26 protein-coding genes and 1 tRNA gene are annotated in these 23,994 nt (G+C 52.4%); 19 read left to right on the top strand and 8 right to left on the bottom strand.

From position 1 onward, the window contains the following. Positions 1–2 precede the first annotated feature (2 nt). The 5 genes from F3F96_RS07340 (at position 3) to purN (ending at position 6,415) form a co-directional block, all read left to right on the top strand. Positions 3–1,136, top strand: a complete 1,134-nt coding sequence (locus tag F3F96_RS07340; RefSeq protein ID WP_176962605.1) for a DNA replication/repair protein RecF — start codon at positions 3–5, stop codon at positions 1,134–1,136. Continuing rightward, complete coding sequence (gyrB, locus tag F3F96_RS07335; protein WP_176962604.1) at positions 1,133–3,559, top strand: DNA topoisomerase (ATP-hydrolyzing) subunit B; 2,427 nt, start codon at positions 1,133–1,135, stop codon at positions 3,557–3,559. Before F3F96_RS07340 ends, gyrB begins: the two co-directional genes overlap by 4 nt. Positions 3,560–3,572: 13 nt before the next feature. Next, positions 3,573–4,625: a phosphoribosylformylglycinamidine cyclo-ligase gene (gene purM / locus F3F96_RS07330; RefSeq protein ID WP_176962603.1), complete on the top strand. Its 1,053-nt coding sequence runs from the start codon at positions 3,573–3,575 to the stop codon at positions 4,623–4,625. Positions 4,626–4,711: 86 nt separating this feature from the next. Beyond that, positions 4,712–5,689 (top strand): hypothetical protein, encoded by a 978-nt coding sequence (locus F3F96_RS07325; RefSeq protein ID WP_176962602.1) that lies wholly within the window; start codon positions 4,712–4,714, stop codon positions 5,687–5,689. Positions 5,690–5,800: 111 nt separating this feature from the next. Beyond that, positions 5,801–6,415 carry a phosphoribosylglycinamide formyltransferase gene (gene purN / locus F3F96_RS07320; protein WP_241697719.1) on the top strand — a complete coding sequence of 205 codons (615 nt, stop codon included), beginning with the start codon at positions 5,801–5,803 and terminating at the stop codon, positions 6,413–6,415. Between the two features lie 68 nt (positions 6,416–6,483). Here purN and F3F96_RS07315 read toward each other — a convergent pair whose 3' ends face one another. Together F3F96_RS07315 and F3F96_RS07310 are read right to left on the bottom strand one after the other, a co-directional pair. Next, complete coding sequence (locus F3F96_RS07315; protein WP_241697718.1) at positions 6,484–7,968, bottom strand: cell wall metabolism sensor histidine kinase WalK; 1,485 nt, start codon at positions 7,966–7,968, stop codon at positions 6,484–6,486. Positions 7,969–8,001: 33 nt separating this feature from the next. Beyond that, positions 8,002–8,685, bottom strand: a complete 684-nt coding sequence (locus F3F96_RS07310) for a heavy metal response regulator transcription factor (RefSeq protein WP_176958953.1) — start codon at positions 8,683–8,685, stop codon at positions 8,002–8,004. Positions 8,686–8,743: 58 nt separating this feature from the next. Between F3F96_RS07310 and F3F96_RS07305 the strand changes: the two genes are divergently transcribed. Beyond that, complete coding sequence (locus F3F96_RS07305; protein WP_176962601.1) at positions 8,744–9,337, top strand: NUDIX domain-containing protein; 594 nt, start codon at positions 8,744–8,746, stop codon at positions 9,335–9,337. Positions 9,338–9,495: 158 nt separating this feature from the next. Next, entirely contained in the window at positions 9,496–11,076 is a 1,581-nt protein-coding gene (locus F3F96_RS07300; RefSeq protein WP_176962600.1) for a DUF2235 domain-containing protein, read from the top strand. A 19-nt stretch (positions 11,077–11,095) separates the two neighbouring features. Here F3F96_RS07300 and bioD read toward each other — a convergent pair whose 3' ends face one another. The 4 genes from bioD to F3F96_RS07280 form a co-directional block, all read right to left on the bottom strand. Then, positions 11,096–11,731 carry a dethiobiotin synthase gene (gene bioD, locus F3F96_RS07295; protein WP_176962599.1) on the bottom strand — a complete coding sequence of 212 codons (636 nt, stop codon included), beginning with the start codon at positions 11,729–11,731 and terminating at the stop codon, positions 11,096–11,098. 165 nt (positions 11,732–11,896) lie between these two features. Beyond that, positions 11,897–12,808: a malonyl-ACP O-methyltransferase BioC gene (bioC, locus tag F3F96_RS07290; protein WP_186338925.1), complete on the bottom strand. Its 912-nt coding sequence runs from the start codon at positions 12,806–12,808 to the stop codon at positions 11,897–11,899. Further along, on the bottom strand, positions 12,790–13,521 hold the full coding sequence (locus F3F96_RS07285; RefSeq protein WP_176962598.1) for an alpha/beta fold hydrolase: 732 nt from the start codon (positions 13,519–13,521) through the stop codon (positions 12,790–12,792). The genes bioC and F3F96_RS07285 overlap by 19 nt, the downstream gene beginning before the upstream one ends. Beyond that, the gene (locus tag F3F96_RS07280; RefSeq protein ID WP_176962597.1) at positions 13,518–14,648 is read right to left on the bottom strand and encodes an 8-amino-7-oxononanoate synthase; all 1,131 of its coding nucleotides are present in this window, start codon (positions 14,646–14,648) and stop codon (positions 13,518–13,520) included. The genes F3F96_RS07285 and F3F96_RS07280 overlap by 4 nt, the downstream gene beginning before the upstream one ends. Positions 14,649–14,667: 19 nt before the next feature. Between F3F96_RS07280 and F3F96_RS07275 the strand changes: the two genes are divergently transcribed. From F3F96_RS07275 to can, 3 genes are read left to right on the top strand one after another with little or no spacing between them, the layout of a single operon-like run. Next, positions 14,668–15,423, top strand: a complete 756-nt coding sequence (locus F3F96_RS07275) for a ComF family protein (protein WP_241697717.1) — start codon at positions 14,668–14,670, stop codon at positions 15,421–15,423. A 9-nt stretch (positions 15,424–15,432) separates the two neighbouring features. Next, complete coding sequence (gene grxC / locus F3F96_RS07270) at positions 15,433–15,690, top strand: glutaredoxin 3 (RefSeq protein WP_176962596.1); 258 nt, start codon at positions 15,433–15,435, stop codon at positions 15,688–15,690. An 11-nt stretch (positions 15,691–15,701) separates the two neighbouring features. Then, positions 15,702–16,361, top strand: a complete 660-nt coding sequence (gene can / locus F3F96_RS07265; RefSeq protein ID WP_176962595.1) for a carbonate dehydratase — start codon at positions 15,702–15,704, stop codon at positions 16,359–16,361. Positions 16,362–16,426: 65 nt separating this feature from the next. On the opposite strand, the gene rsmA is transcribed toward can, so the two are convergent. Beyond that, positions 16,427–17,206 carry a 16S rRNA (adenine(1518)-N(6)/adenine(1519)-N(6))-dimethyltransferase RsmA gene (gene rsmA / locus F3F96_RS07260; RefSeq protein WP_176962594.1) on the bottom strand — a complete coding sequence of 260 codons (780 nt, stop codon included), beginning with the start codon at positions 17,204–17,206 and terminating at the stop codon, positions 16,427–16,429. A 125-nt stretch (positions 17,207–17,331) separates the two neighbouring features. Here rsmA and tpiA point away from each other — a divergent pair, with 125 nt between their 5' ends. The 4 genes from tpiA (at position 17,332) to F3F96_RS07240 (ending at position 19,839) form a co-directional block, all read left to right on the top strand. Continuing rightward, complete coding sequence (gene tpiA / locus F3F96_RS07255; RefSeq protein WP_176962593.1) at positions 17,332–18,081, top strand: triose-phosphate isomerase; 750 nt, start codon at positions 17,332–17,334, stop codon at positions 18,079–18,081. 15 nt (positions 18,082–18,096) lie between these two features. Next, complete coding sequence (gene secG / locus F3F96_RS07250) at positions 18,097–18,474, top strand: preprotein translocase subunit SecG (RefSeq protein ID WP_176962592.1); 378 nt, start codon at positions 18,097–18,099, stop codon at positions 18,472–18,474. 37 nt (positions 18,475–18,511) lie between these two features. Continuing rightward, positions 18,512–18,598, top strand: a tRNA-Leu gene (locus F3F96_RS07245). 365 nt (positions 18,599–18,963) lie between these two features. Next, positions 18,964–19,839: a carbohydrate kinase family protein gene (locus F3F96_RS07240; protein ID WP_176962591.1), complete on the top strand. Its 876-nt coding sequence runs from the start codon at positions 18,964–18,966 to the stop codon at positions 19,837–19,839. Here the strand turns inward: F3F96_RS07240 and F3F96_RS07235 are convergent. Further along, positions 19,828–20,640: a MipA/OmpV family protein gene (locus F3F96_RS07235; RefSeq protein WP_176962590.1), complete on the bottom strand. Its 813-nt coding sequence runs from the start codon at positions 20,638–20,640 to the stop codon at positions 19,828–19,830. The two genes, F3F96_RS07240 and F3F96_RS07235, sit on opposite strands and share 12 nt — an antisense overlap. A gap of 76 nt (positions 20,641–20,716) precedes the next feature. Between F3F96_RS07235 and F3F96_RS07230 the strand changes: the two genes are divergently transcribed. The 5 genes from F3F96_RS07230 (at position 20,717) to F3F96_RS07210 (ending at position 23,993) form a co-directional block, all read left to right on the top strand. After that, positions 20,717–21,397 carry a DUF1722 domain-containing protein gene (locus F3F96_RS07230; protein WP_176962589.1) on the top strand — a complete coding sequence of 227 codons (681 nt, stop codon included), beginning with the start codon at positions 20,717–20,719 and terminating at the stop codon, positions 21,395–21,397. Positions 21,398–21,406: 9 nt separating this feature from the next. Further along, positions 21,407–22,372, top strand: coding sequence for a DUF523 and DUF1722 domain-containing protein (locus F3F96_RS07225; RefSeq protein ID WP_176962588.1), 966 nt, complete (start codon positions 21,407–21,409; stop codon positions 22,370–22,372). Between the two features lie 28 nt (positions 22,373–22,400). Continuing rightward, on the top strand, positions 22,401–22,937 hold the full coding sequence (locus tag F3F96_RS07220; protein ID WP_370465523.1) for a lipocalin family protein: 537 nt from the start codon (positions 22,401–22,403) through the stop codon (positions 22,935–22,937). Between the two features lie 57 nt (positions 22,938–22,994). After that, on the top strand, positions 22,995–23,474 hold the full coding sequence (locus F3F96_RS07215) for a DUF523 domain-containing protein (protein ID WP_176962586.1): 480 nt from the start codon (positions 22,995–22,997) through the stop codon (positions 23,472–23,474). A gap of 66 nt (positions 23,475–23,540) precedes the next feature. After that, positions 23,541–23,993 carry a CBS domain-containing protein gene (locus F3F96_RS07210; protein ID WP_176962585.1) on the top strand — a complete coding sequence of 151 codons (453 nt, stop codon included), beginning with the start codon at positions 23,541–23,543 and terminating at the stop codon, positions 23,991–23,993. Position 23,994: the final 1 nt, after the last annotated feature.

The following is a 23,994-nucleotide window of genomic DNA, read 5'->3' as shown; positions in this document are numbered from 1 at the left end:
AGTTGTCTGCAACGCCCCTCTCCATACGCGAAGTGAAAGTCAGGCAGCTGCGCTGTCATGATGATATTACCTGGCACTGTGATCCGGGTCTTAACCTGATAATAGGTGCCAACGGCAGTGGTAAAACCACCCTGCTTGAAGCAGTTTACCTGATGGCCTTCGGCCGCTCTTTTCGGCAAGCCCGTGATCCGGTTCTGGTGAAAAGGGATGCAGATCGATTTTTTATTCATGGGCAGTGGCATCGTTACGGACCGATGAATCTATCAGTTGCCGGTCGCCGTGGTCAGACCACCCTTCGTCTGCAGGGCCGTGATGTGCAGCGACGTAAGGATGTCAGCGAAAGTTTCCCGGTTCTGGTGGATGCACCACAGGGAAGAAAGATTGTTGATGGTGCACCGGGTGAGAGAAGGCGCTGGTTTGATGGTCTGATCATCGCCTGTTTTCAGAATATGGGCATCTATTATGAGCGTTATCTGCGGGCAGTAATGCAACGCGGTCGGCTTTTAAGGCGCCGGGTTTCATCGGATGAACTTGATATCTGGGAAGCGCAGATTGTGAAGTACGGGCAACCGATTGTGCAGGCCAGAGAGAAGATGGTTACGATGTTGAATGAACTTCTTGAGCAGGAGAGTCCACTCACAGAAGATCCGCTGATCATCTCTGTTACCATGCCCGATTATGATCAGCAGGCCTGGCTGTCGCGCTTGAAAGAGAAGCGAAGTGAAGATCTGCGTGGTGGCGGTCTGCGTTTTGGCCCACATTGTGATGTGGTAAATATCCACTTTCAGCAGCGTGAAATACGCAGTGCCGGTTCCCGAGGCCAGCAAAAACTGGCGGCCATCGCTATAAAGATGGCAGAATGCGGACTCTGGACCCGATATCGTAAATTGATTCCGGTTTTATTGCTCGATGATTGTCTGGAAGCTCTGGATCGTACACGGCAACTGCGTCTGCTTAAACGTCTGCAAGCCAGTTCAGCTCAGGTATTGATGACCGCCCCTGAGGGTGTGACTATCACGCCCGGTCTGGATATTAGAATTCAGGTATTAAATGCACAGGGATTGTGTGATTTTGCTACCAGCTCGATGGTTTCGATGCTTGATGATACAACAGAAGTAATGGAGGAAGCTGCATGACTGCTTCTCAGGAACAGGAAGAATATGGTGCGGATAGTATTAAGGTCCTTAAGGGACTTGATGCGGTACGTAAACGTCCGGGCATGTATATCGGTGATACCGATGATGGTACCGGCCTGCATCATATGGTGTTCGAGGCAGTGGATAACTCCATCGATGAAGCACTGGCAGGTTACTGCGACAAGATCGAAGTCATTATTCACTCTGATGATTCGGTAACTGTTCGTGATAACGGACGTGGTATTCCGGTTGCTATGCATGAGGAAGAGCAGATTTCCGCTGCTGAAGTGATTATGACTGTCTTGCATGCCGGTGGTAAATTCGACTCTAACTCCTACAAGGTTTCCGGTGGTCTGCACGGTGTGGGTATCTCGGTGGTGAATGCACTCTCTGAAACACTGGAACTGGTGGTTCGCAGGCAAGGCCATGTGCACTATCAGAAATATGAGATGGGTGTACCGGTAGAGCCGCTAAAGGTGATTGGTGATGCCAAGGGAACCGGTACAGAAGTTCGCTTTCTGCCCAGCCTTGATATCTTCTCTCATCGCAATATGTCCTTTGATATCCTCTCCTCCCGTCTGCGTGAACTCTCCTTCCTCAATAGTGGTGTGCACATTGAGGTAATCGATGAGCGCAGCGATAACAAAGTGGTGTTTGAGTATGAGGGCGGTATCTCAGCATTTGTTCATCATCTCAATCGTACCCGTGCGCCACTTCATAGCGACTGCGTTGGCATGTGCATTGAGAAGGATGATGTAACTGTCGAACTCTCCATGCAGTGGACCGACTCCTATCAGGAGCACGTCTTCTGTTTTACCAATAATATTCCGCAGCGTGACGGCGGCAGCCATCTGGCAGGTCTGCGCGGTGCATTGACCCGAACCATCAACAACTATGCAACCGCGAGTGGTTTGGCCAAGAAGTTGAAAGTGAGCCTGACCGGTGAAGATTGCCGCGAAGGATTGACCGCAGTGCTCTCCGTGAAGGTTCCTGATCCGAAATTCTCATCGCAGACCAAAGACAAACTGGTCTCATCAGAAGTGAAGCCGATTGTTGAGAGTGTGGTGAATGAGAAGCTGGCTGAGTGGTTTGAAGAGAATCCGCAAGAGGCCAAGCGCATTGTCGGCAAGGTAACCGAAGCAGCCACTGCACGCGATGCAGCACGTAAAGCACGTGATCTTACTCGCCGTAAAGGCGCCTTGGATATCTCATCCCTTCCCGGAAAACTGGCTGATTGTCAGGAGAAAGATCCGGCACTCTCCGAAATTTACCTGGTGGAGGGAGACTCTGCAGGAGGTTCTGCCAAGCAGGGCCGTGATCGTAAGGCGCAGGCGATTCTTCCGCTAAAGGGTAAAATCCTGAATGTGGAGAAGGCGCGTTTTGATAAGATGCTCTCTTCTCAGGAGATCGGCACGATGATCACCGCACTCGGTACCGGCATCGGCAAGGATGATTTTGATATCTCCAAGCTGCGTTACCACAAAGTTGTGATCATGACCGATGCGGACGTGGATGGTGCGCACATTCTTACTCTGCTGCTCACCTTCTTCTATCGTCAGATGCCGGAAGTGATCGAGCGCGGTTACCTCTATATTGCCCAGCCACCGCTCTACCGTGTAACCCGTGGTAAAAAAGCGCGTTATATCGCCAATGACAATGAACTGTTCGAATTCCTGCTTGAGCATGGCTCTGATGGCAAAGCGTACTTTAGCAGTGCGAAAGCCAAAGCGATGAGTGGAGAGCGCCTGCAGACAGCAGTGCGTAGCATCCATCGTCTGCAGGGGTTGCAGGCCAGGCTTTCTCAGCGCATTGATCCGAAAGTGCTGAAGTTCCTGATCGAAAGCGGCAAAACAACCGTCAAGATGATGCGTCACAGTGACCAGCTCAAAGAGCGTATGGATGCACTGGATTGGGCATTCAAGCAGGCCTCACGTGTGGATGAGACACTGAGCTACAAGATTCATGAAGATGAACTCGATGGTAGTTTCTGGGTTCAGTTCCAGCGTCGTGATCATGGCCGCGTCATGATCTCCAGACTGGATAAAGATCTGGTGGCTACTGCTGAATTCGCTGAAGCACAGAAGTTGTGCGCATCAGTTCAGAATCTGGTGGATGATGGTGCCTATATCACCCATGGCGATAAGCGTTGGGATGTTCCCCACTTTGATGATCTCGCCGCAACGGTTGAGTCTGAAGGGCGTAAGGGCCTGAACATCCAGCGCTATAAAGGGTTGGGTGAGATGGATCCTGAGCAGCTGTGGGAGACCACCATGGATCCGAAAAATCGTGTATTCAAACGGGTAACGCTGGAAGATGTCGTCAATGCAGACGAAACCTTCTCCACACTTATGGGTGATGCGGTTGAACCACGTCGTAAATTCATTCAGGACAACGCGCTGAAAGTGAAAAATCTGGACGTTTAAGGGAAGCTGAAAAGTGAGTGCTACAGAGAAGAGTAAACTTAGCTATGCCGACTGTGGTGTAGATATCGATGCAGGCAACGCCTTTGTTGGTCGCATCAAAAAAGCGGTGAACAGTACCATGCGTCCGGAAGTTCTATCTGGGCTCGGCGGTTTTGGTGGCCTGTTCAAACCGGATTTCTCCAATATGGAAGAGCCGGTACTGGTGTCAGGTACTGATGGCGTAGGCACTAAACTGCTGCTGTTGCAGGAGTTTGATCGACCGCATGTGGCAGGCATTGATGCTGTTGCCATGTGTGTGAATGACCTGGCTGCACTTGGTGCAACCCCGCTCTTCTTCCTCGATTATCTGGCAACCGGAAAATTGGCTGGAGAAACGCTGGCCGGCGTGGTTGAAGGCATTGCTGATGCCTGCCGCACCTGTGACTGCTCGTTAGTCGGTGGTGAAACTGCCGAGATGCCGGGCATGTATGCACCGGGTCACTACGATATCGGTGGTTTCTGTGTCGGTGTAGTCGATCGGCCTAAGATGGTGGATGGCAGCAAAATCAGTGCCGGTGATATCATTATCGGCGTTGCCTCCAACGGCCCCCACTCCAACGGTTTCTCCATGGTGCGCAAACTGCTTGAGTTGGGCGAAGCTGATCTGAACAACGATGTGCTCTCTGATGGTCGTAAAGCAGTTGAGGGTGTTCTTTCACCAACACGTCTTTACGTTCCTGCAGTGAATGCATTGATGAAGAGTGATACCGACATTCACGGTTTCTCTCACATCACTGGTGGCGGCATGTTTGATAACTTCGAGCGTCTGTTAACAGATGATCTGGCAGTCACCATTGATGTCGGTGCATGGCCTGTGCCACCGGCATTTGAATATCTTCTGAACTTTGCCGATGTAGAACGTGATGAGCGATATCGCACCTTTAATATGGGCATCGGTTTTGCCGTGATCCTCTCTGAGAGCGAAGCTGAGAAAGCTGAAGCGGTACTTAAAGAAGCCGGTGAAACGACCTTCCGTATCGGCACAGTTCACAAGCGCAGTGGTGAAGCTGTAACACTGGTCGGTTAATCGCTATTCGATTTATAGAAACAGAATGACATGGGGTGCCTTATGGCACCCTTTGTTTTTTGAATGCATACCACACAAGGAAACCCATGAATCGAAACAGACTGGAAGCAGCTGCAAAGCAGGGCATCATCAGCAGAGAGCAGGTTGAGGCATTGCTGAATTTTCTGGACTCTGAAAAGAGTGTTTCAGATGATGATCACTCAGAAGATCATATGAAGTTTGTACGTGGTTTCGGTGATGTGTTTATTACACTGGGCATTGTTTTTGTGGCTGTAGCATCTGCACAGATCAACATGATCTCACTGCTTAACATCATTCCTCTTGTACTGTTAATTGCCACGACCGAGTGGCTGGTTCGTGGTCGTCGCCTGGTGCTTCCAGGCATCGCACTGCTGATTTCGAGTCTCTATTTTGCATCCCAACTGATTGAACTCTCCATGGCAGATTACGGATTGCTCAACTTACTCTTTCTCACGGCTTTGGCAGGGCTGTTTTACTGGCGTTATAAAATCCCGTTCACGCTGCTGCCTATTGCACTCGGATGCATTGCCATGATCAGCGTAATCATCGAAATCGATCTGTTTCATGCGCAGTATGTTTTCATCATCTATGGCTTGAGCGTATTTGCTGCAGCGATGTGGTTTGATGCCCGCGATATCAACAGGAAGACAAGATTCAGCGATGCTGCATTCTGGCTACATCTGCTGGCTGCTCCGCTGGTTGTGCACGGGGTGATGGTAACCCTGCTCGCATCAACCGGCCCGCTACCCTTTAAAGAGGTTTTGATTATCGCTTTCTTTATCGCTTTCTTTCTGGTGGCGCTATACGTGGATCGCCGGGCACTGCTGGTCTCAAGTTTGTCGTACGCGATCTATGCGGTGATCGCGCTCTCCAAAAGCAATGCCTTTGCGATTGAAAATCTGACCCTGTTGATCTTTGCCGCATTTGGCGCATTCATTATTTTCTTTGGCACATACTGGTACAAGATTCGCAGCTTCGTGTATGCAAAAACAGCCGGATTTGTGCTCTCCAGATATGTGCCGCCATTCATTGATCACAGCTAACAGACCAGCAGAGCTTTTGCCCTTATAAGCCTTTGCTTGCTTTATGATGGCGATGATTAAGAGTTTGCCATGCAGTGTTCGTGCTGCATCAATCTCTGAGATGGGTGGTGTATGAGTTCCAAATCTATTGCGGTGATGGCTTCCGGCCGTGGCTCCAACCTGAAAATCATCCTCGATGCTGAGGCGGCGGGGCACTGCCCTGTTGATGTGCGGCTGGTTATTTGTGACAAGGCTGATGCCAAGGCACTGGATATTGCCCGCCAGGCGGGTGTGCCGCATGTTATCCATGTTAACCCGAAAGATTATGAGAATCGTGAACAGTATGACGCAGAATGTGCAGACCTGTTAGACAAACACGGTTGCCAGTGGATTGTCCTGGCCGGCTACATGCGCATCCTCTCCTCCGCATTTGTACGTCGCTTTCGTGGCCGCATTATCAATATTCACCCCTCCATCCTTCCCGCATTTGCCGGTGCCAAAGCTGTTGAAGATGCACTGGAATATGGTGTTAAGGCTTCCGGTTGTACCGTTCACCTTGTTGATGAGGTGTTGGATGGTGGCCCGATTCTGGCTCAGGCGATTGTGCCGGTTCTCGATGATGATACGCGTGACTCTCTGCATGCCCGCATCCAGCGCGAAGAGCATATTATCTATCCGGCAACCCTGAAACGGATGGTTGAAGAGGGGTTTACCATCAAGGGCCGTCGCGTCATCTGGTCTAAATAGTTCTTCTGACTTCTTCCAGACAATCTCTGTACTTATTAGAAACCTGATTTAACAGACCGGGCTAAAAATCACGCTTTATCGGTGTCGGGATCGATGAGGATATTATCGAGGCGTTTGAGGTGGCCGTGATCAACACCGGCCAGAGGTAGGCGGATAATGAAACTTGCACCCTCACCGGGCGTGCTCTGTACCTTGATTTTACCGGCATGGGCTTCAACGATGCGTTTACAGATCGCCAGACCAAGGCCTGCACCTTCGCCATCTTTACGGCAGCGGGCATCATCAGCGCGGAAGAATCGGTCAAACAGGCGATCCTGCTGCTCTTCAGCAATGCCGGGCCCCTCATCGCGCACTGTGATGATCGCAGAGCCATTGGCTGTCTTGGCGCTCAGGTGGATGGCCGAATGCTCTGGCGCATGTTTGAAGGCGTTGGAGAGCAGATTCATCATGGTTCGCTCAAGCTGGCCTGCTTCACCGGTGATCTCCATATCATCTTCGATATCCATATCGAGGGTAACATTCTGACCATCAAAGAGGATCAGGTGCTGTTGACCCACCTCCTGCAGCAGCAGTGAGAGATCCACAGGAGTCTGCACCAGCTCCAGCTGACCGGCATCAGAGCGGGCCAGCGTGAGCAGGTCATTCACAATACGCTGGATGCGATCGATGGTGCCAAGCTGTTGGCGAAGAATCTGCTGATACTCCTCTTCAGAGCGTGGGTGACGTAGCGCCACTTCGATTTCACCTTTAAGAATGGTCAGGGGCAGGCGTAACTCATGCGAGGCATCGGCGGTAAACCGTTTCTGGCCCTGAAAGCTCGCCTCCAGATCGGTGAACATCTTATTAAGCACACGCACCAGAACGCGAATCTCTTTATCCTGAGATTCGGATTTCAGGCGGCGGGAGAGGTCACCGGCGGCAACACCACGCGCCGTGGATGTGATCTCCTGAATCGGTTCCAGCGCCCGCTTGGCCATGTAGTAACCGGCTGCAGCACTGATCACAATGGAGATCGCGCCAAGAATACCACCGAGCAGGTAGAGCAGGTTAAACACGGAGCGAATATCATTGGTGCTGTGTCCCAGCATCAGCGTGGCAACTACGCGGCCGTCCCTGTGAATGGGGAAGGCGATCACACGGATATTACCCTTATCCAGAAGCGATTCGGTTGAGGCAAAGGCGGGAGCACCAGCACGGAATGAGTGGCCGAGGGCGCGGCTGACATCGTTACCACCTTTATCGATCAGTGAGCGATCAGAGCGGAAAAGAATCAGTCCGTTGGCACCGATAAGCTGGATAGCACCGGGGTAATGGTTGGCAAAGCTGCTCAGGTGACCTGACCAGAAGTAGAAGGGCGAGCTCTCCAGTTCATTGGAGAGTGAGGTGGCCTGACTGGTCAGCTGCTCGTCCACCTCATAATAGACGCGGTTGGAGAGTGCAGCATAGAGCACGGCAGCGGCAAAGATAAGAATGCCGAGCTCCAGCGTGATATAGAGCAGCGCCAGCCTGCCGCGAAAGGTGCGGAACAGGTTGGAGCGAATCCAGTTAATCAATGCCAGAGGGTTAAGAGTCAGGACAGACTCCGCTTAAACGGGTGGAGAGTCGTCGCTGAGCAGGTAGCCCTGGCCGCGCAGGGTGTGCAGCAGTGCCGGTTCAAAACCTTTATCGATCTTGGCGCGCAGATGGCTGACATACACGTCAATCACATTGCTCTCCGGGTCAAAGTTCATATCCCAGACATGTTCACCGATCAGGGTGCGCGACAGCACCTTGTCCGGATTACGCATCAGGTATTCAAGCAGTGCATACTCTTTGGTGGTAAGACGAATCGCCTTGCCGCTACGGGAGACACGACGGCTGATCGGATCAAGCTCCAGATCGGCCATCTTGAGTACAGGCGATTTGCTGTCGGATTGCCTGCGCAGCAGTGCACGTACACGAGCCAGAAGCTCTTCAAAGGCGAACGGTTTAGGCAGGTAATCATCAGCACCGGCATCCAGACCGCGCACTTTATCTTCAACCGAGTCTCGGGCGGTCAACATCAACACCGGAGTGGCTACGCCGCTGGCACGCAGTTCACGACAGACCACGATACCGTTTTTCTTGGGCAGCATCAGATCAAGAATGATCAGGTCATAATCGTTCACTTCAGCAAGGAATTCACCATCCTCACCGTCATAGGAAACATCTACGGCGTGCCCCTCCTCCTTCAGACCTTTCTGAATGAAGTGGGCAACGCGCTCTTCGTCTTCAACTACCAGAATCTTCATGCGGCTTACTGTAGCATTTAATTGTATGATGCGTGAAGTCTTGAAACGGAGTTGTGCCATGGATTATAAAATAAAACATAAAGAGCGTCCCTATCAGGGCTTTTTTGCCATGGATCGATATACCGTAGAGCATGACCGTTTTGATGGTGGCAGCCTTGAGATTGTACGGGAAAACATGGAGCGCGGTGATGCTGCGGCGATGCTGCTTTATGATCCGAAACTCGATGAAGTGCTGCTGCTTGAGCAGTTCCGCATCGGCCCTGCAGCACGCAGTGATAATCCGTGGCTGGTCGAAATAGTCGCAGGCATGGTTGATGAAGGTGAAAACGCTGAACAGGCCGTAATCCGAGAATCGGAGGAGGAGGCCGGCTTTATCCCCTATAAGACCCGATTCCTTGGCCGTTATTACACCACACCCGGAGCCTGCTCTGAGCGTATTGATCTCTTTCTTGGGCTGGTCGATAAAAACAGCCCGACCAGCAGTGGCGGCGGTTGCGATGCTGAGCATGAGGATATCCGTAGCTTCTGGGTCAAACGGGATGAGGCACTGGCCATGCTTGATGAAGGAAAGATCGCATCAGGTGCCCCGATGCTTGCCCTGCTTCTCGCCTTCGGCTGTAAAGGTGTAGTTTCTGATTCGGAAGAGTCGTAACTGCTTGTCCCCTGTTTGGGGGAGAGACAGGAAAAATGGAAGGGTGTACGCTCGGCTTTGCAAGAGAAGTTAGATTGATCAGGGCGGGGCGCTAAGGATAGCGCATTCACAACAACAGAGAGTTTCCAACCCATTGCATCATCCTTAAGGGGGAGAGCATGGCCAGAAATCTCATTGTATGTGCCGATGGCACGGGTAATAAAGGCGGCACCACGCCAGATAGCAACGTCTACAAGATTTACAAAACAGTGGATAAACATTTTAGCGGTCAAGTTGATGATGACGTTGAGATCAATGAACAGATTCTCTTCTACGATAATGGTGTGGGCACTGAGAAGAATAAATACCTTAAGGCACTTGGCGGCGCCTTTGGGTTTGGTTTTGAAGATAATGTCTGCGACCTCTACCGGTTTCTGGCGCGCAACTATCGGCCCGGTGACAGGATCTACTTCTTTGGATTTAGTCGAGGCGCTTCAACTGTCAGAGCCTGCAACGGTTTTATCTATCGTTGTGGCCTGGCAAAAGGCGAGGGGCTTCGCCACGCTGAACTTGATGGACTCGTCGATGAGGCGTTTGAGGCCTATAAAAAGTTTAACACCAATCCCGGGCTTGCTGAAAACCTGAAACAAGACGCAACTAAATCACACGGCGTAGTTCCGATCCATTTCATGGGTATCTGGGATACCGTGGTTGCGTTGGGTTTTCCCAAACGGACGGATGTCACCGGCCCTGTGGTTGCTATGCTTAATGCGATTTTCTGGGTGGCCGAGAAAGTGCTCGATATGATCTGGCCACACAACTTTTACTATTACAGGCTGACCAAAAATGTGAAACATGCCTATCAGGCGCTGGCCATTGATGATGAACGCACAGCTTTCTGGCCCTATGTCTGGCGTGAGGCAGGGCGAGAAAAGGAGAGTGTGGAGCAGGTCTGGTTTTCCGGTATGCACTCTAATGTCGGTGGAGGCTATCCGCGCTCAGGTATGGCCAGTGTACCACTCTACTGGATGATGTTACGGGCCGAAAAAGATGGGCTGGTCTTTGAACAGGATGCACTTCAGATGGCATTTGATGACAGTAATGCTCATGGCCGCATGTATGACTCCAGATCCGGATTCGGTTCCTTCTACCGCTATCATCCCCGTGAGATTGAACAGCTGTGTCAGGGCAGGATGGAGGGGAATATCCAGCTTCATCAGAGTGTGATCGAGCGGCTGAATGAGCGAACAGACAACTATGCACCGGGACAGATTCCTGCAAAATTTGATCTGGTTGAAAGTAAATTGGATGTTGCACCAGTAGCCAGGTATCCGGGCCGAGCCCCGAGCTGGGCGAAGGTTCGAGCAACGATTGAGCGCTGGATACTGTGGAGAAAACGGCTCTACGGTGTGATGCTCACCTTTTCGCTGGCCATGGTTGCGGCTGCCTACAGCCTATGGGTGAATCCGCCACTACCAAAGCCGGAGCATGTCGGCCTATGGGGCGATCTGGCGGATATCCTTGATTATATCCTGCCCGATTTTTTTGCTGGCCTGATCGAACTTGCCGTAGTTCAGAAGCCCTATCTGTTTGTCACTGCTTCTGTTTTTGTCATTGTCTACCTGTTCATCAGGCGCTGGTGTCGTGAGAAAACCGTGGATGCATGCGAAGACCTGCGCCATCTGATTATTTATGAGCCGGTTGAAGGGCGTGACACGGACGAAACCCAGAACACTCAGAGTGATAAGGGCCAGGCTTGAATGTTGAAATAAAAGAGGTTTAACGGATCACGTTCGGCGCTTTTCCAAATTTCAGGGCGTGAATGGCGCAACTCTGATTCAGGAATGGTTCGACTGCTTTGCGGGTTGGTTCGAGCCAGGTGTTGAATTCAGGCTTGGTGGCATTGAAGAAGATACGGGCAGGCGTTCGACCCATCTGTTTGAGCTTTTCCAAGGTAAGCAGGGTCTGGTTGATGGCTCCGAGTCTGCAGCCGACAACCAGCCACACCTCGGCATCGGGCAATGCATTGATCCAGTCACTTACTAACCAATCGTCGGTGATCGGTACCATCAGGCCACCGACCCCTTCTATCAGGCAGGTTTCTACTTCGGATGATTGTTCTTCACACCACTGCACCAGTTTTTCTGTATCAACAATCTGATCCTCTGCTGCGGAAGCCTGTGAGGGCGCAGCAGGAAGCGCGTAGCGAAAGAGGCTGATCTGATCTGCATCGTCCACTTGTTGGGCGGCTAGCAGGAGATCGATATCCTCGTTGCGACCCGCCTCATCCAGACCGCAGGCGATGGGTTTCAGTGCTTTGGCACTTCTTCCCTCATGTAAAAGTGCACGCACAACTGAGGCGGTTACCCAGGTTTTTCCGGCTTCTGTGTCGGTGGCAGTAATAAAGATCAGCATGCGACAGACAGTTCTTCACCGCAAAGGGCGCGAAGAAACGCAAAGGAAAGGCAAATCAGGGAATAAGCATACTGGTAGTTTCTGCCATAAACATCGCTTTTGAGTAACGTTCCGTTTTTGTTTGTCCCTTCGCGTAACTTTGCGTTCTTTGCGGTGAAATTGGTTTTAGAGGCCATCGATTCTTAGATCCCCTTCCACCTTGATCGGAATAGTGCCGTCGCGGTGCTCATATCCTTCCTCTTTGTACCACGCCTGCGCATAAAGTGCTTCGAAGGTGGCGCGGATGCGGCCATCTTCGTCGCGGTATCGCTCAGAGTACTGGGCTTCCAGTTTTCTGATCAGCGAACGACCATACAGACCGCTCTTGCGACCGCGAATGGCGGATGCCGAGGCGCCTAAACCTTTGAGCTCGCGAACAAGGCTGATGGTATCGGGATAGGTGAGCGTGAAGAGGTCTGCATCGGTAACCGGCATCTCAACGGCAAGTTTTGAGATCGCATCACCCAGACTCATGACATCGGGGAATGGCAGAACCAGTCCGGCATTACCCGGATCGATCTCGGCCAGTGATTGGCGCAACTCGGAGAGGGTGCGACGGCCAAAGGTAGAGAAGAGGATCAGGCCACCCGGAGCCAGAACGCGGCGCATCTCGGCCAGCATCTGATCAGGTTCAGGCACCCACTGCATGGCCAGATTGGAGCAGACCAGATCAAATGATCCGCTTTTAAATGGCAGTGATGCTGCGTTACCTGAGGCGTGCAGATGACGGCCATGCCACGGCAGCCTGCGCGCGTGTGCTTTGCGGGTGGTGGCAACCATCGATTCAGAGAGATCAAAGGCGGTGATCTCAGCCTTCTTGTATTTGCCGCGTAGCAGGCGCGTGAAATAACCGGTGCCGCAACCGATATCGAGAATGCGTTTGGGATCAATTTTGGTGAAGTTAAGGTGTCCAAGCAGTCGGTCGCCGATCTCACGCTGCAGCACGGCATGTTCGTCATAACTATCTGAAGCTGCGGAGAAGGAGCGTTTGACCTGATTACTGTGGATATGGCTATTTTTCACTGTTCTGACCACCATGTTTGAACGAGTTCGTTAAATGTGTCGGGCCGGGTAAGAAAGGGCGCATGACCGCAATCCGGGAAAATGTGTGATTCACTGTGACTGATCTGTTCTGCCAGCCAGCGGCCAGCGGCCACCGGTACAACGGCATCGCTTTCTCCGTGCACAATCAGCGTGGGCTGCTTGATCGCATTAGTGAGCGGACACAGATCCAGTTGTTGCAGCAGCTCAAGGCCACCCTGCATGCCTGTGGCACTGACCGGGTTACTGCGATCGACAGCTATTTTGGCCAGTCGGTTATAATCACTTCGGCTTAAACCATCGCCGTGCAGCATCAATGCAAAAAAGCGGCTTAGTGCTTTTGGAGAACCCGATTCAACCGCCTGCTTAAAACCGTTGAACACCTCACTGCTGCTACCGTGCGGCCAGCTTTCTGATGCTCTGAAACGCGGTGTCGTTGATACAAGGATAAGGCCAGCCACCCGTTCAGGGTGTGTCGCAGCGATCTGCATGGCCAGCATGCCACCAAGTGACCAGCCGACCAGATGACACGGTTCATCGGGTAGTTGTGCTACAATAGCTTCAACCCACGCATCGGCAGGAAGATCGGCTGCGCCGCCGTGACCCGGCAGATTGAGAAACAGTGCATCGCTGAAAGAGTCAAACTGATTACACCAGATCTGACGCGATTGCGCCCAGCCATGCAGGAAGGCCAATGGTTTCTGGCTCATAGAAGCTCCCGCAGGCATGCGGTCAGTTTCTCGATCTGTTCTCTGCTGTGGGCTGCTGTGATGGTAAAACGCAGACGGGCTGTACCTTCGGGAACGGTGGGCGGGCGAATGGCCGGTACAAAGAAACCGTTTTCTCGCAGTGCTGCTGCCAACTGCAGCGCCTTCTCATCTGAGCCGATAATCAGTGGCTGGATCGGACTGCTTGAGGCCATAAAGCCGAGCCCCGCCGTTTTCTCTTTGAACAGTGCCAGATTCTCTCTGAGCTGCTGTAGCTGCTGACCACGCTGGATCAGGAGCAGTGCAGTCTCTGCAGCTGCAATCATGGCAACCGGCAGGGCGGTTGAGTAGATCAGGGTGCGTTGCCGCTGCCGCAATCCTTCAATCAATTCATCTGTGCCGAGAATAAATGCTCCGTATGAACCAAATGCCTTACCAAAGGTGCCAACCTCGATCAGGCGCGGGTGGCCGGATATGTTATCCCGGGCTGTGATACCTCTGCCCTCAGGCCCCATGCAGCCGATGCCGTGGGCATCATCAATCAGCAGCAGTGTATCGTTAGCTTCGGCGAGCCCCAGCAGCGCGGCTGCATCAGCACAATCGCCATCCATGCTGAAGATACCGTCAGAGACGATGATGCGTTTTTCTGCCGGATGTTTTTCAAGAAGCTGTGATAACTGTTTGCTATCCAGATGTTTGAAGCGATGCGATTGGCCACCGGCGAGGCGTGCACCATCCACCAGTGATGCGTGATTGAGTTTATCGGCAAACAGGTGGCTGTGACGATCAGCCAGCGCTTGAATAAGGCCGATATTGGCCAGCATACCGGAGCCTACAATCAGGCAGGATTCATAACCTTTCCAGGCAGCCAGCTTCTCTTCAAGGCGATGCAGCATCGGATCATCGCCTGAAATAAGGCGTGAGGCACCGCTACCAACCGCGTCATCAAGCGCACCTTTGGCACCCATACAGACGGCAGGATGAAAGCTCAGGCCGAGATAATCGTTGCTGGCGAAGTTGATGAGCTGCTCTCCATCGAGGTGGATCAACATGCCCTGACGACGCGACGCGGTTAGGCGTCGACGGCGAGTGGCGGGGGTCTCGGGAAACCAATTGCGCGAATCGGGCATGTGCGGCATGCTGGTAGGCATGAAGAGACTGTCAACCAAAGGCTTTGATCTGGTTAACGGGGCGCGTGGATTACTGTTTCCGCCAGCATGTCTGTTTTGCCAGCAGCCGTTGAGTGAAGGCGAAGTGCTCAGCCGTGCCTGTTGTAAGTCCTGCTTTGAAAAAACCGTGATCTGGCCCCGTTCAGCCTGCAGTCGTTGCGGATCAGAATTACCCGAAGCTATGGCGCCGGGGCCGTGTGGACAATGTCTGACTCAACCACCTGCGCAGGCAGAGACCCTGAGTATCTACGCCTATAAGGGGCCGGTTCGCGATGCGATTTTGAACTGGAAATTGCAGGGGCAGGACGGTGGTGTGCGCTGGTTGCTTGCTGCGGCCATGCCCCGCATCAACGAGTTGATTAAGTCAGATGATCTTCTGCTGCCTGTGCCGATGCCGCTTTCACGTATGCGTAAAAGCGGTGTGCATCATAGCGCTGATCTCTGTCGCTGGCTGGCTGCTGGCAGCGGTTGCAGCTGGGATTGGCAGTTGTTGCGCAGAGTTGGTGAACAGCCACGCCAATCCGCACTTTCCGGTTCAGCGCGTAGAAAAAATCTTCGTAAGGCTTTTGCACTGGCTGGCGACTACCGGGCGCGTCTGGCGGATGCTTCCACGATCTGGATTGTTGATGATATACTGACCACAGGTTCAACATTGCACTTTGCGGCCAGAGCGACAAGGCCATTGCAAAAAGAGGTGAAGGTGTTGTCGCTGGCGCGAACTTTAAACAGAGGATAGGTTTTCCCCATGGCTAATATTGAAATTTATTCGGGCGACTACTGCCCCTACTGTGTACGAGCTAAAAACCTTTTGAAAAATAAAGGTGTGGAGTTCACCGAATACGATGTGCAGAGCGATCTGGCGCGTCAGGCTGCGATGGTGGAGCGCTCCGGTGGAGCCCGCAGCATTCCCCAGATTTTTATCAATGGAAAGCATATCGGTGGTTGCGATGACCTCTATGCTCTGGATAGCCGGGGTGAACTGGATCCCATGCTGGCCGGTTAAGGTAGGTTTAGATGTGTGGTCCTGAAAAGCTTTTACAAAATAACCGCGACTGGTCTGACAGATGCTTGCAGGAAAACCCTGCCTATTTTGATCGCCTTGCCTCTTTTCAGAATCCGGACTTTTTCTGGATTGGCTGTTCAGATAGTCGTGTTCCCGCCAATGAGATTACCGGCCTTGAGCCTGGGCAGGTGTTTGTGCACCGTAATGTGGCCAATCAGGTGCATCACACCGATCTGAACTGTCTCTCTTGCGCGCAATATGCAGTGGATGTGCTGGGTGTTAAACATATTGTTATCACCGGCCACTACGATTGTGGCGGTGTGCGTGCTGCCATGGCGGGCCAGCATCACGGCATTGTCGACAACTGGATTCGTAGCATTCGTGACACCTACATGGTGAATCAAAAAGAGATGTCGAAGATGAGTGAATCAGAGTGTATGGACAGGCTCTGCGAACTGAATGTGATCCGGCAGGTGGAGAATATCTGTCATACCCGAATCGTTCAGAATGCCTGGGAGCGCGGCGATCCCCTCTCTGTGCATGGCTGGATCTATAGCGTCAAAGATGGCCTGCTGCATGATCTTAATGTGACTAAAAGTACACCTGAAGATGTGTCGCCGCTCTATCGTGTGACGGGAACCAAACTCAGCTCCTGGCCTGTTTCCAGTTAATAAATTATCCCTGCAAACTGAAGTTTATTGATGCAAACAGCTGCTCTATGACGTGGCTGGTTGATCTATCCCTTGTTTGACAGGGCTATCGCAATGCTGACCCAGGCATCGTAATCGAGCTGTTCAGGGCGTTTGCGCGGATCAATCGCAATGGCCTCAAACTCTTCAGCACTTAACTCGCCCCTGAAATTATTATTGATGGTCTTACGGCGATGGGCAAAACCCTGCCGTACTGTTTTCTGAAGAAGTTCATAACTACAGGCGGGTGTTTTGCCATGCGGGGTCAGCAGGATCACTGCCGAATGCACTTTGGGCGGCGGCACAAATGCACCGGGCGGTAGTGTCAGTAGCCGTTTTACATCATAAAAGTGACGCACCAGTACAGAGAGTCCGCCATACACCTTGCTGCCGGGTCCTGATGCGATGCGTTCAGCTACCTCGCGCTGGTACATCAACACCATGCCACCGGAGAGATTGAAACCAGCCAGCTTGGCGGTCAGCGGGCCACTAAGATTGTAGGGCAAATTGCCGGCAATCCATTCAGGTTGAACCGCAGCCACTACCCCTTCCAGCTCTTTCATGACATCACCGTGAATCACTGATAGCGCCGGATTACTCTCAGCCACATCCTGCCAGTGGGCGGCAAAACGGTTATCCATCTCGATGACAGTCAGTTTGCTGACTCGCGCCAGCAGTGACTCGGTGATGGCACCAGGTCCCGGGCCGATCTCAATGGCATTGGCCCCTTCCGGGATGGCATCAGTGATACGGCGTATGGCATTATGGTCGCGCAGGAAGTGTTGGCCGAGCGACTTTTTGGCATGTTGTGAAGAGCTCTCTGTCATGGGGCAAGCGTAGCCAATATTGCGGGCTTTCATAGTACTTCCGATTTTCCCTTGCCTTATATGGTAAGCTTCCTAGAATCCGCGACCGTTTTCGAGCCGTTGGTTCTATTCTGGGAGGTCTTAACATGAGCAATGAAAAGCGCAAGTTGATAGCAGGCAACTGGAAGATGAACGGACTACTGCAGGAAGCGAAAGATTTTATGGATGATTTTGGCAGCAACCCTGCACCGGATCATATTGAAGTGGGACTGATGCCGCCATTCACGCTATTGCATTCGATGTCAGATCGTCTGGCAGAGATGGGCATCGCACTGGGCGCGCAGAACGTTTATTATGAAGACAAGGGTGCTTTTACCGGTTCTATCTGTCCGATGATGTTGCGTGATGCCGGTTGTCACTATGTGATTATCGGTCACTCAGAGCGTCGCAGCATTATTGGCGAGAGCAATGCCCAGATTCGTTCGAAGATGAACGCATCCTGGTTGCATGGCCTTGAGCCGATCCTCTGCATCGGTGAAACACTGGAGCAGCGCGAGAAGGGTGTTACCAACACTGTTCTGGCTGAGCAGCTGGCTGTGCTCAAGGGCGCACCTAAGAGTGCACCGCTGACAGTAGCCTATGAGCCGGTATGGGCGATTGGCACAGGTTTGACTGCATCGGTTGAACAGGTGACTGAAACGCATGCATTTGTGCATGCAGAGTTGCAGCGTCTGGGTCATGATTGCCGCGTGCTTTACGGTGGCAGTGTGAATCCGGGTAACGCGGAAGAGTTGATGGGTTGCCCGGGCGTGGAAGGTGCGCTGGTGGGTGGCGCGAGTCTGAAGGCGGACTCGTTTATGGCGATTGTACAGGCCGCTGCGAAAGCATCGAGCTAAGGAGACAAAGAACAGATGACAACAGTTCTTATTATTATTCATGTGCTGATTGCACTGCTGCTGATCGGAACGATCCTGGTTCAGCGCGGTCAGGGTGCAGATATCGGTGCCTCTTTTGGTGGCGGCGGAGCACAGACCCTGTTCGGAAGTCGTGGTTCCGGCTCATTCTTGGGTAAGATGACAGGCGGTCTGGCGGCAGCATTTATGGTGACCAGTCTGACACTGGCCTTCTTCTCCCAGCAGCAGGTAGGTTCTGTTGTCGAACAGACGATTATCGATGAAATTCCGGTTGAGGCTCCTGCCCAGTCACAGCCGCTGACAGGTGGCTTTGATCCATCCAAACTGAAGAGCAATTCAACTGCACCAGCAGATGGACTTCCAACAGCAGAATAACTAGTTTTTCGGGGTCATTTATTGACCCTGATGTAATGCCGGGGTGGTGAAATTGGTAGACACGCAGCGTTGAGGTCGCTGTGGAGTAAAATCCGTGCTGGTTCGAGTCCAGTCCCCGGTACCAACAAGAAAGGGGCGAGTAACTTAATGTTACTCGCCCCTTTCGCGTTAGGCCTTTAATATCAAAAACCCGAGTAACTTAATGTTACTCGCCCCTTTCGCGTTAGGCCTTTAATATCAAAAACCCGAGTAACTTAATGTTACTCGCCTCTTTCGCGTTAGGCCTTTAATATCAAAAACCCGAGTAACTTAATGTTACTCGCCTCTTTCGCGTTAGGCCTTTAATATCATAAACCTGAGTAACTTAATGTTACTCGCCTCTTTCGCGTTAGGCCTTTATGCAAACAAACCGGGCAACTTAATGGCACCCCCTCTTTCTCCGTTTCATACAACTATTCCGCCATCACTCGTTTAAGGTAAGCTTGCTGCATGCTTGATCTGCTCTGTGTCGGCCACGCCTCCTACGATATTACCATGTCCTCCGCTACCCATCCCGGAGCGGATGAGAAGATATTTGCTGATGCCATGCAGCTGGCTGGCGGTGGACCTGCTGCCAATGCGGCAGTGTGTGCGGCGCGACTGGGTGCTGCATCTGGATTCTGTGGTTACCTCGGCAACGATCTCTTCGGTGATATCCATCTTGGTGAGTTGGAATCAGAGGGTGTTGATACCTCGCTGATTCAACGTGGCTCGTACCCTTCGCCTGTCTCACAGATTCTCGCCAAAGCCGATGGCAGTCGTTCACTGGTTAACTACAAGGGTGATACCTCCTGGCTTGCTGCGGATGCAGTTAGCATAGAGAACAGGCCTAAAGTGATGCTGTTTGATGGCCATGAACCGCTGCTCTCTGTGGCGCTGTGCAGTTGGGCTAAGGCCAATGATATAATAACCGTGATTGATGCAGGATCACTGCACCAGGGAACGCAGGAGCTGGCCGGGCGTGTTGATTATCTCGTGGCCTCGGAGAAGTTCGCACGCCAGTGGTGCCAGAGTGAGGATATGGGGCTGGCGCTGGATGAACTGGCAGCAGTGTCCGAAAACGTGGTGATCACACTTGGCGAAAAGGGATTGATCTGGGCCAAATCGAGAGAACAGGGTTCCCTACCCGCCTTTAATATTGAAGCAGTCGACTCCACCGGAGCGGGAGATGCTTTTCATGGTGCTTTCGCTTACGGACTTACACTTAATCTGACGTGGCAGGAGCTGCTGCGTTACGCCTCTGCAGCCGGTGCGCTGACCTGCACTAAACTGGGAGCACGTCCTGCACTGCCAAATGCTTTAGAGATTGCCTCTCTAATCAGCTGAACCGCGCCGTTCAGAGCTCCAGAAGCTCCAGGCCAGACCGGCTGCAACTGCCACGTAGTTTTTATCTTTTACCAGTGGACTGTCGGTAATTACACCGGCAGAGAGATTGCGATAACGGACGGCGCTGAACAGGTTCACTGTTTCACTGATGTTATAACGCATGCTGACCGTAGCTGAGAAGGAGTGCAGGCCTCTGCCGGCTTGATAACCAGGCCTTGTAGGCGTGGCATAGGGTGGGGCCACATCGTAGTAGTGTTTATGATAGGCGGTAGAACCATAGAGGGCACCTGTAGCAAGGTTGAGTTGTAGCTTCTCACTTAGCTGCTGCTCAAACCTTAATTCGGGTTCAACGACCCAACCCAACCAGCTGCCGGATGTATCAATCACACCACGCCATGGTAGGCGCAGCGTAAGTTTACGGTTTTCCTCTTCGATGATCTGCCAGTTCAGGCGTGGGCCGATCTCAAAACTGAATTTAAGTTCAGGCATGCCGGCACGGGCGCGATTGGTATTGCGAACCGGTAGCCCCACACCCAGTGATGCATCGATATTGATGCTGTTAAAGCCGAAGAGTTTGCGTGTGATACCGGAGCGATCAATGCGCATACGCTGACCACGATAGATGACGTACGGAATAGGCGCACCAACGAGATAGCGCTCATCACTGCCCATATAGTGTGGCAGGGATGCGCCTCCCACAGCAATGCCCAACTCCAACAGTGGCGGTGCATCAGCCTGCTCCTCAGCCCAGGCGGTGGATGCGCAAAACAGAACAAGCAGGGCAATCGTCAGTTGTCTCATGCTGCCGGACTCTAGCGATGCGGTTGCTACTGCAAAGCTGTTTCCGATATGTGCTATATACGTTACGCTGGCACACATGCGTATATGGGATATCTATCCGGGTTATCTGGCTCGCCAGCAACTGCTTGGCGAACACAGGGAACTGCACGGCATGTTTAATATCCTCGATCAGGGTAAAAAGGGTTATGCCAACCATCCTGAAACCTTGCGCTGGGTGGGTTGCATAGAAGCGTTGAAACGGCGCCATGAGCTACTGGTCTCTGAAATGCTGTTGCGTGGTTATAACCATCATTCACCACTGGCAGAACAGCTGGGCGAAGTTGTCTGGCCAGATATTTATATCGATCCGCCCGCGCAGCAGCTTAGACTCTTAGCAGGTAAATATGCTGCTGATCAGAGGTCCGGGCGTATTCCGCTACCCGTAAACAGCCAGCAACTCTGGGCACAGCATAAATATTCAGTGATGGCGCATGATCCCAATCTCTATAAAGTAATTGGCCCGGAAGTTGCACATGGCCGCTATCGCGATGATATGGAGGGGCTGGCCAGCCTGTTGGTTGAAACGCTCAGAGCACCAGTTGATGCGGGACGACTGTATAATGCACTTCAGCATATGTGGGGTTATGTCAAAGGGGACACACCACCGCCACAGCAGCCTGTTGTACTGCTGGATGCAATCCGCGCTGCAGTCGTGGAGAGAAGGGTGGAGTATCTGCTGCACTCCACAGCACTTTCCGAGTTGGCGCTTTGGGTTTAAGGAGAGCATATGAATGATCTAGAGAATGCCTGTAAACCGCGTCTGGTTGTCAGCCGCTGCCTCGGCTTTGAGCCATGCCGTTACAACGGCCAGACAATCACCGATGATCTGGTTGAAAGTTTGAAGCCATTTGTTGAGATCATCACGATTTGTCCGGAGGCTGATATTGGCTTAGGCACCCCGCGTCAGCCGGTACGGCTGGTGCAGCAGGGAGATCAGGTGCGTATGGTGCAGCCTTCAAGCGGTGCCGATGTTACTGGCGCGATGCATGCATATATCGACAGGCAGAGAGCTGAGCTGACAGAGATCGACGGTTTCCTTTTTAAGGGGCGCTCTCCCTCCTGTGGTCCGTCGGTGGTCAAAATTTACAGTAGCGATCTGAAGGGGAGTTCAGCGATTAAGGGGATGGGCATGTTCGCCCATGCGGCGATCAAGGCATTCCCCTACGCCGCAGTTGAGGATGAAGGGCGGCTGAAAAACTTCCAGATTCGAGAGGCCTATCTGATGCGCCTGTTTGCGCTGGCGCGCCTGCGTGGACTTGAGCGCGCCTCTTCAGCATCTGCTATCTCAACCTTTCACGCCAGCCACAAGCTGTTGTTGATGTGCTACCATCAGGAGCAGATGCGCGTCTGTGGCCGCATCGCAGCCAATCATGAGAAGCTTCCACTGCAGGATCTGGTGCAGGCCTACGCAACAGCCTTCCGCGAGGCGCTGATGCAGATGCCCCGCCAGAGCAACATTATCAACGCCCTCTTTCATGGTTTCGGTTGGATCTCTGAGGGGCTGAATAGTGCAGAGAAAAAACTGTTTCTTGATGCGCTTGAGGAGTACCGCGATGAGCGGGTGACGCTGGCGACACTGCAACATCTGCTGAAATCATATGTGATCCGCTTTGATCATGACTACCTTGGTTCGCAGCACTTTCTTGAGCCATATCCCAGAGCCCTGTTTGAACTCTCAGATTCCGGTCGTTGAGGTGCAAGCATACCCCGGTGTGTTGGAAATAAGGCGTGCCGGCCTCTGTCTGATCTCCGTGGTTTTGCTGCTCTTGAATGGGTGTACTGGTGTTCCCGAAGGCGTGCAGCCGGTGAGCGGGTTTGAACTCAACCGTTATCTTGGGAAATGGTATGAAATTGCTCGACTGGACCACTCATTTGAGCGCGGGCTGACTCAGGTGAGTGCCGAATATGTGTTGCGTGATGATGGTGGTGTGAAGGTGATCAACAGGGGCTACTCGGTTGATGACAACTCATGGAAACTGGCCGAAGGCAAAGCATATTTTGTTGATCAGCCAGATGAGGGTTATCTTAAGGTGTCGTTCTTCGGGCCATTTTACGCATCATATGTTGTTTTCGAACTGGATCCGGAGTATCGCTACGCTTTCGTTACCGGCCCAGACAGATCATACCTGTGGCTATTGTCGAGAACCCCGGAGGCACCCCCTGCAGTGATGACTCGATTCGTGGTTCAAGCGAAGGGGCTCGGCTTTAATGTCGATGGCCTGATACGGGTCAGCCATGGAGAGGCAGCTCATGAGTGATGGCGCTCTCCCCTGTCGCAGCTTGTGTGAGCCCTGCTTTTGTATAACCATGCTATCATGCAGAAGATTCTGGTAAGCGCCTGCCTGCTGGGTGAGAAGGTTCGTTATGATGGTGGTGACTCCCGTCAGTCCGGTTTGATTGCGCAGTGGCAGAGCGAAGGACGACTGATTTCGATCTGTCCTGAGGTGGCTGGCGGACTGCCGATACCGAGGCCTCCGGCTGAGATTGTTTCAGGTTCTGCAGATGCCGTTTTGCGCGGCAGGGGCAGTGTGCAACGGCAGAACGGTGAAGATGTTACCGATGCCTTTGTTGATGGCGCGGAGCGGGCACTGGCCCTCTGTATGAAACATCAGATTGGATTTGCCATCTTAAAAGAGGGCAGCCCCTCATGTGGTGTAAACAGTGTGAATGATGGCAGATTCTCCGGTATCAAGATCGACGGTGAGGGGGTGGCCGCCTGTTTGTTGAGGAGGCACGGTATAGATGTGTTCTCTGAACAGGAGGTTGAGCAGCTTGCCCTGCTTCTGAATGATTGAGTTTATGCAGCAATCAGACTGATTTCAGGCTAAACTAGGGTTGACGGGGATGAAACAGGAGTCCTTATGAAGCTGATGGATGTTGTAATACCCACAGGTGTTGTCTATTCCGGCACGGTGATTGGTGATGCTTTTCGTGAATGCGTTAGCCACAACGTGGGTGGTCTACCGTTCTGTAATGCAGAAGGTAAAGTGGTGGGGCGCTTTTCACTACGCCATACCTTTAAAAGTCTCTGCCTGCCTCAGGACATTTCCCATCATGCGCATCTTCTCGGCGACCAAATATGCAGTGAAAGCGCACCGGAAGTGATCAACGGTGATATCCTCAAGCTCAACGTTGACCCCTATGTCACCGGCCATATTGCCACGATCACCCCTCACTCTCCGGTGATTAAAGCTCTGTCGATTATGGAAAAGTACAACTCCAGTTATGTATTTCTCGTGGATGGCGATCAATATATCGGGGTGATTACGCGCATGGCGATTGCCCGACTTCTGCTCAAATATCATCAGTTCTGAA

The sequence above is a fragment of the Mariprofundus sp. NF genome, from assembly GCF_013387455.1.
Lineage (GTDB): Bacteria > Pseudomonadota > Zetaproteobacteria > Mariprofundales > Mariprofundaceae > Mariprofundus.
Note: the sequence above shows the minus strand (reverse complement) of the source record. Positions and strands in the feature narration are given on the sequence as shown.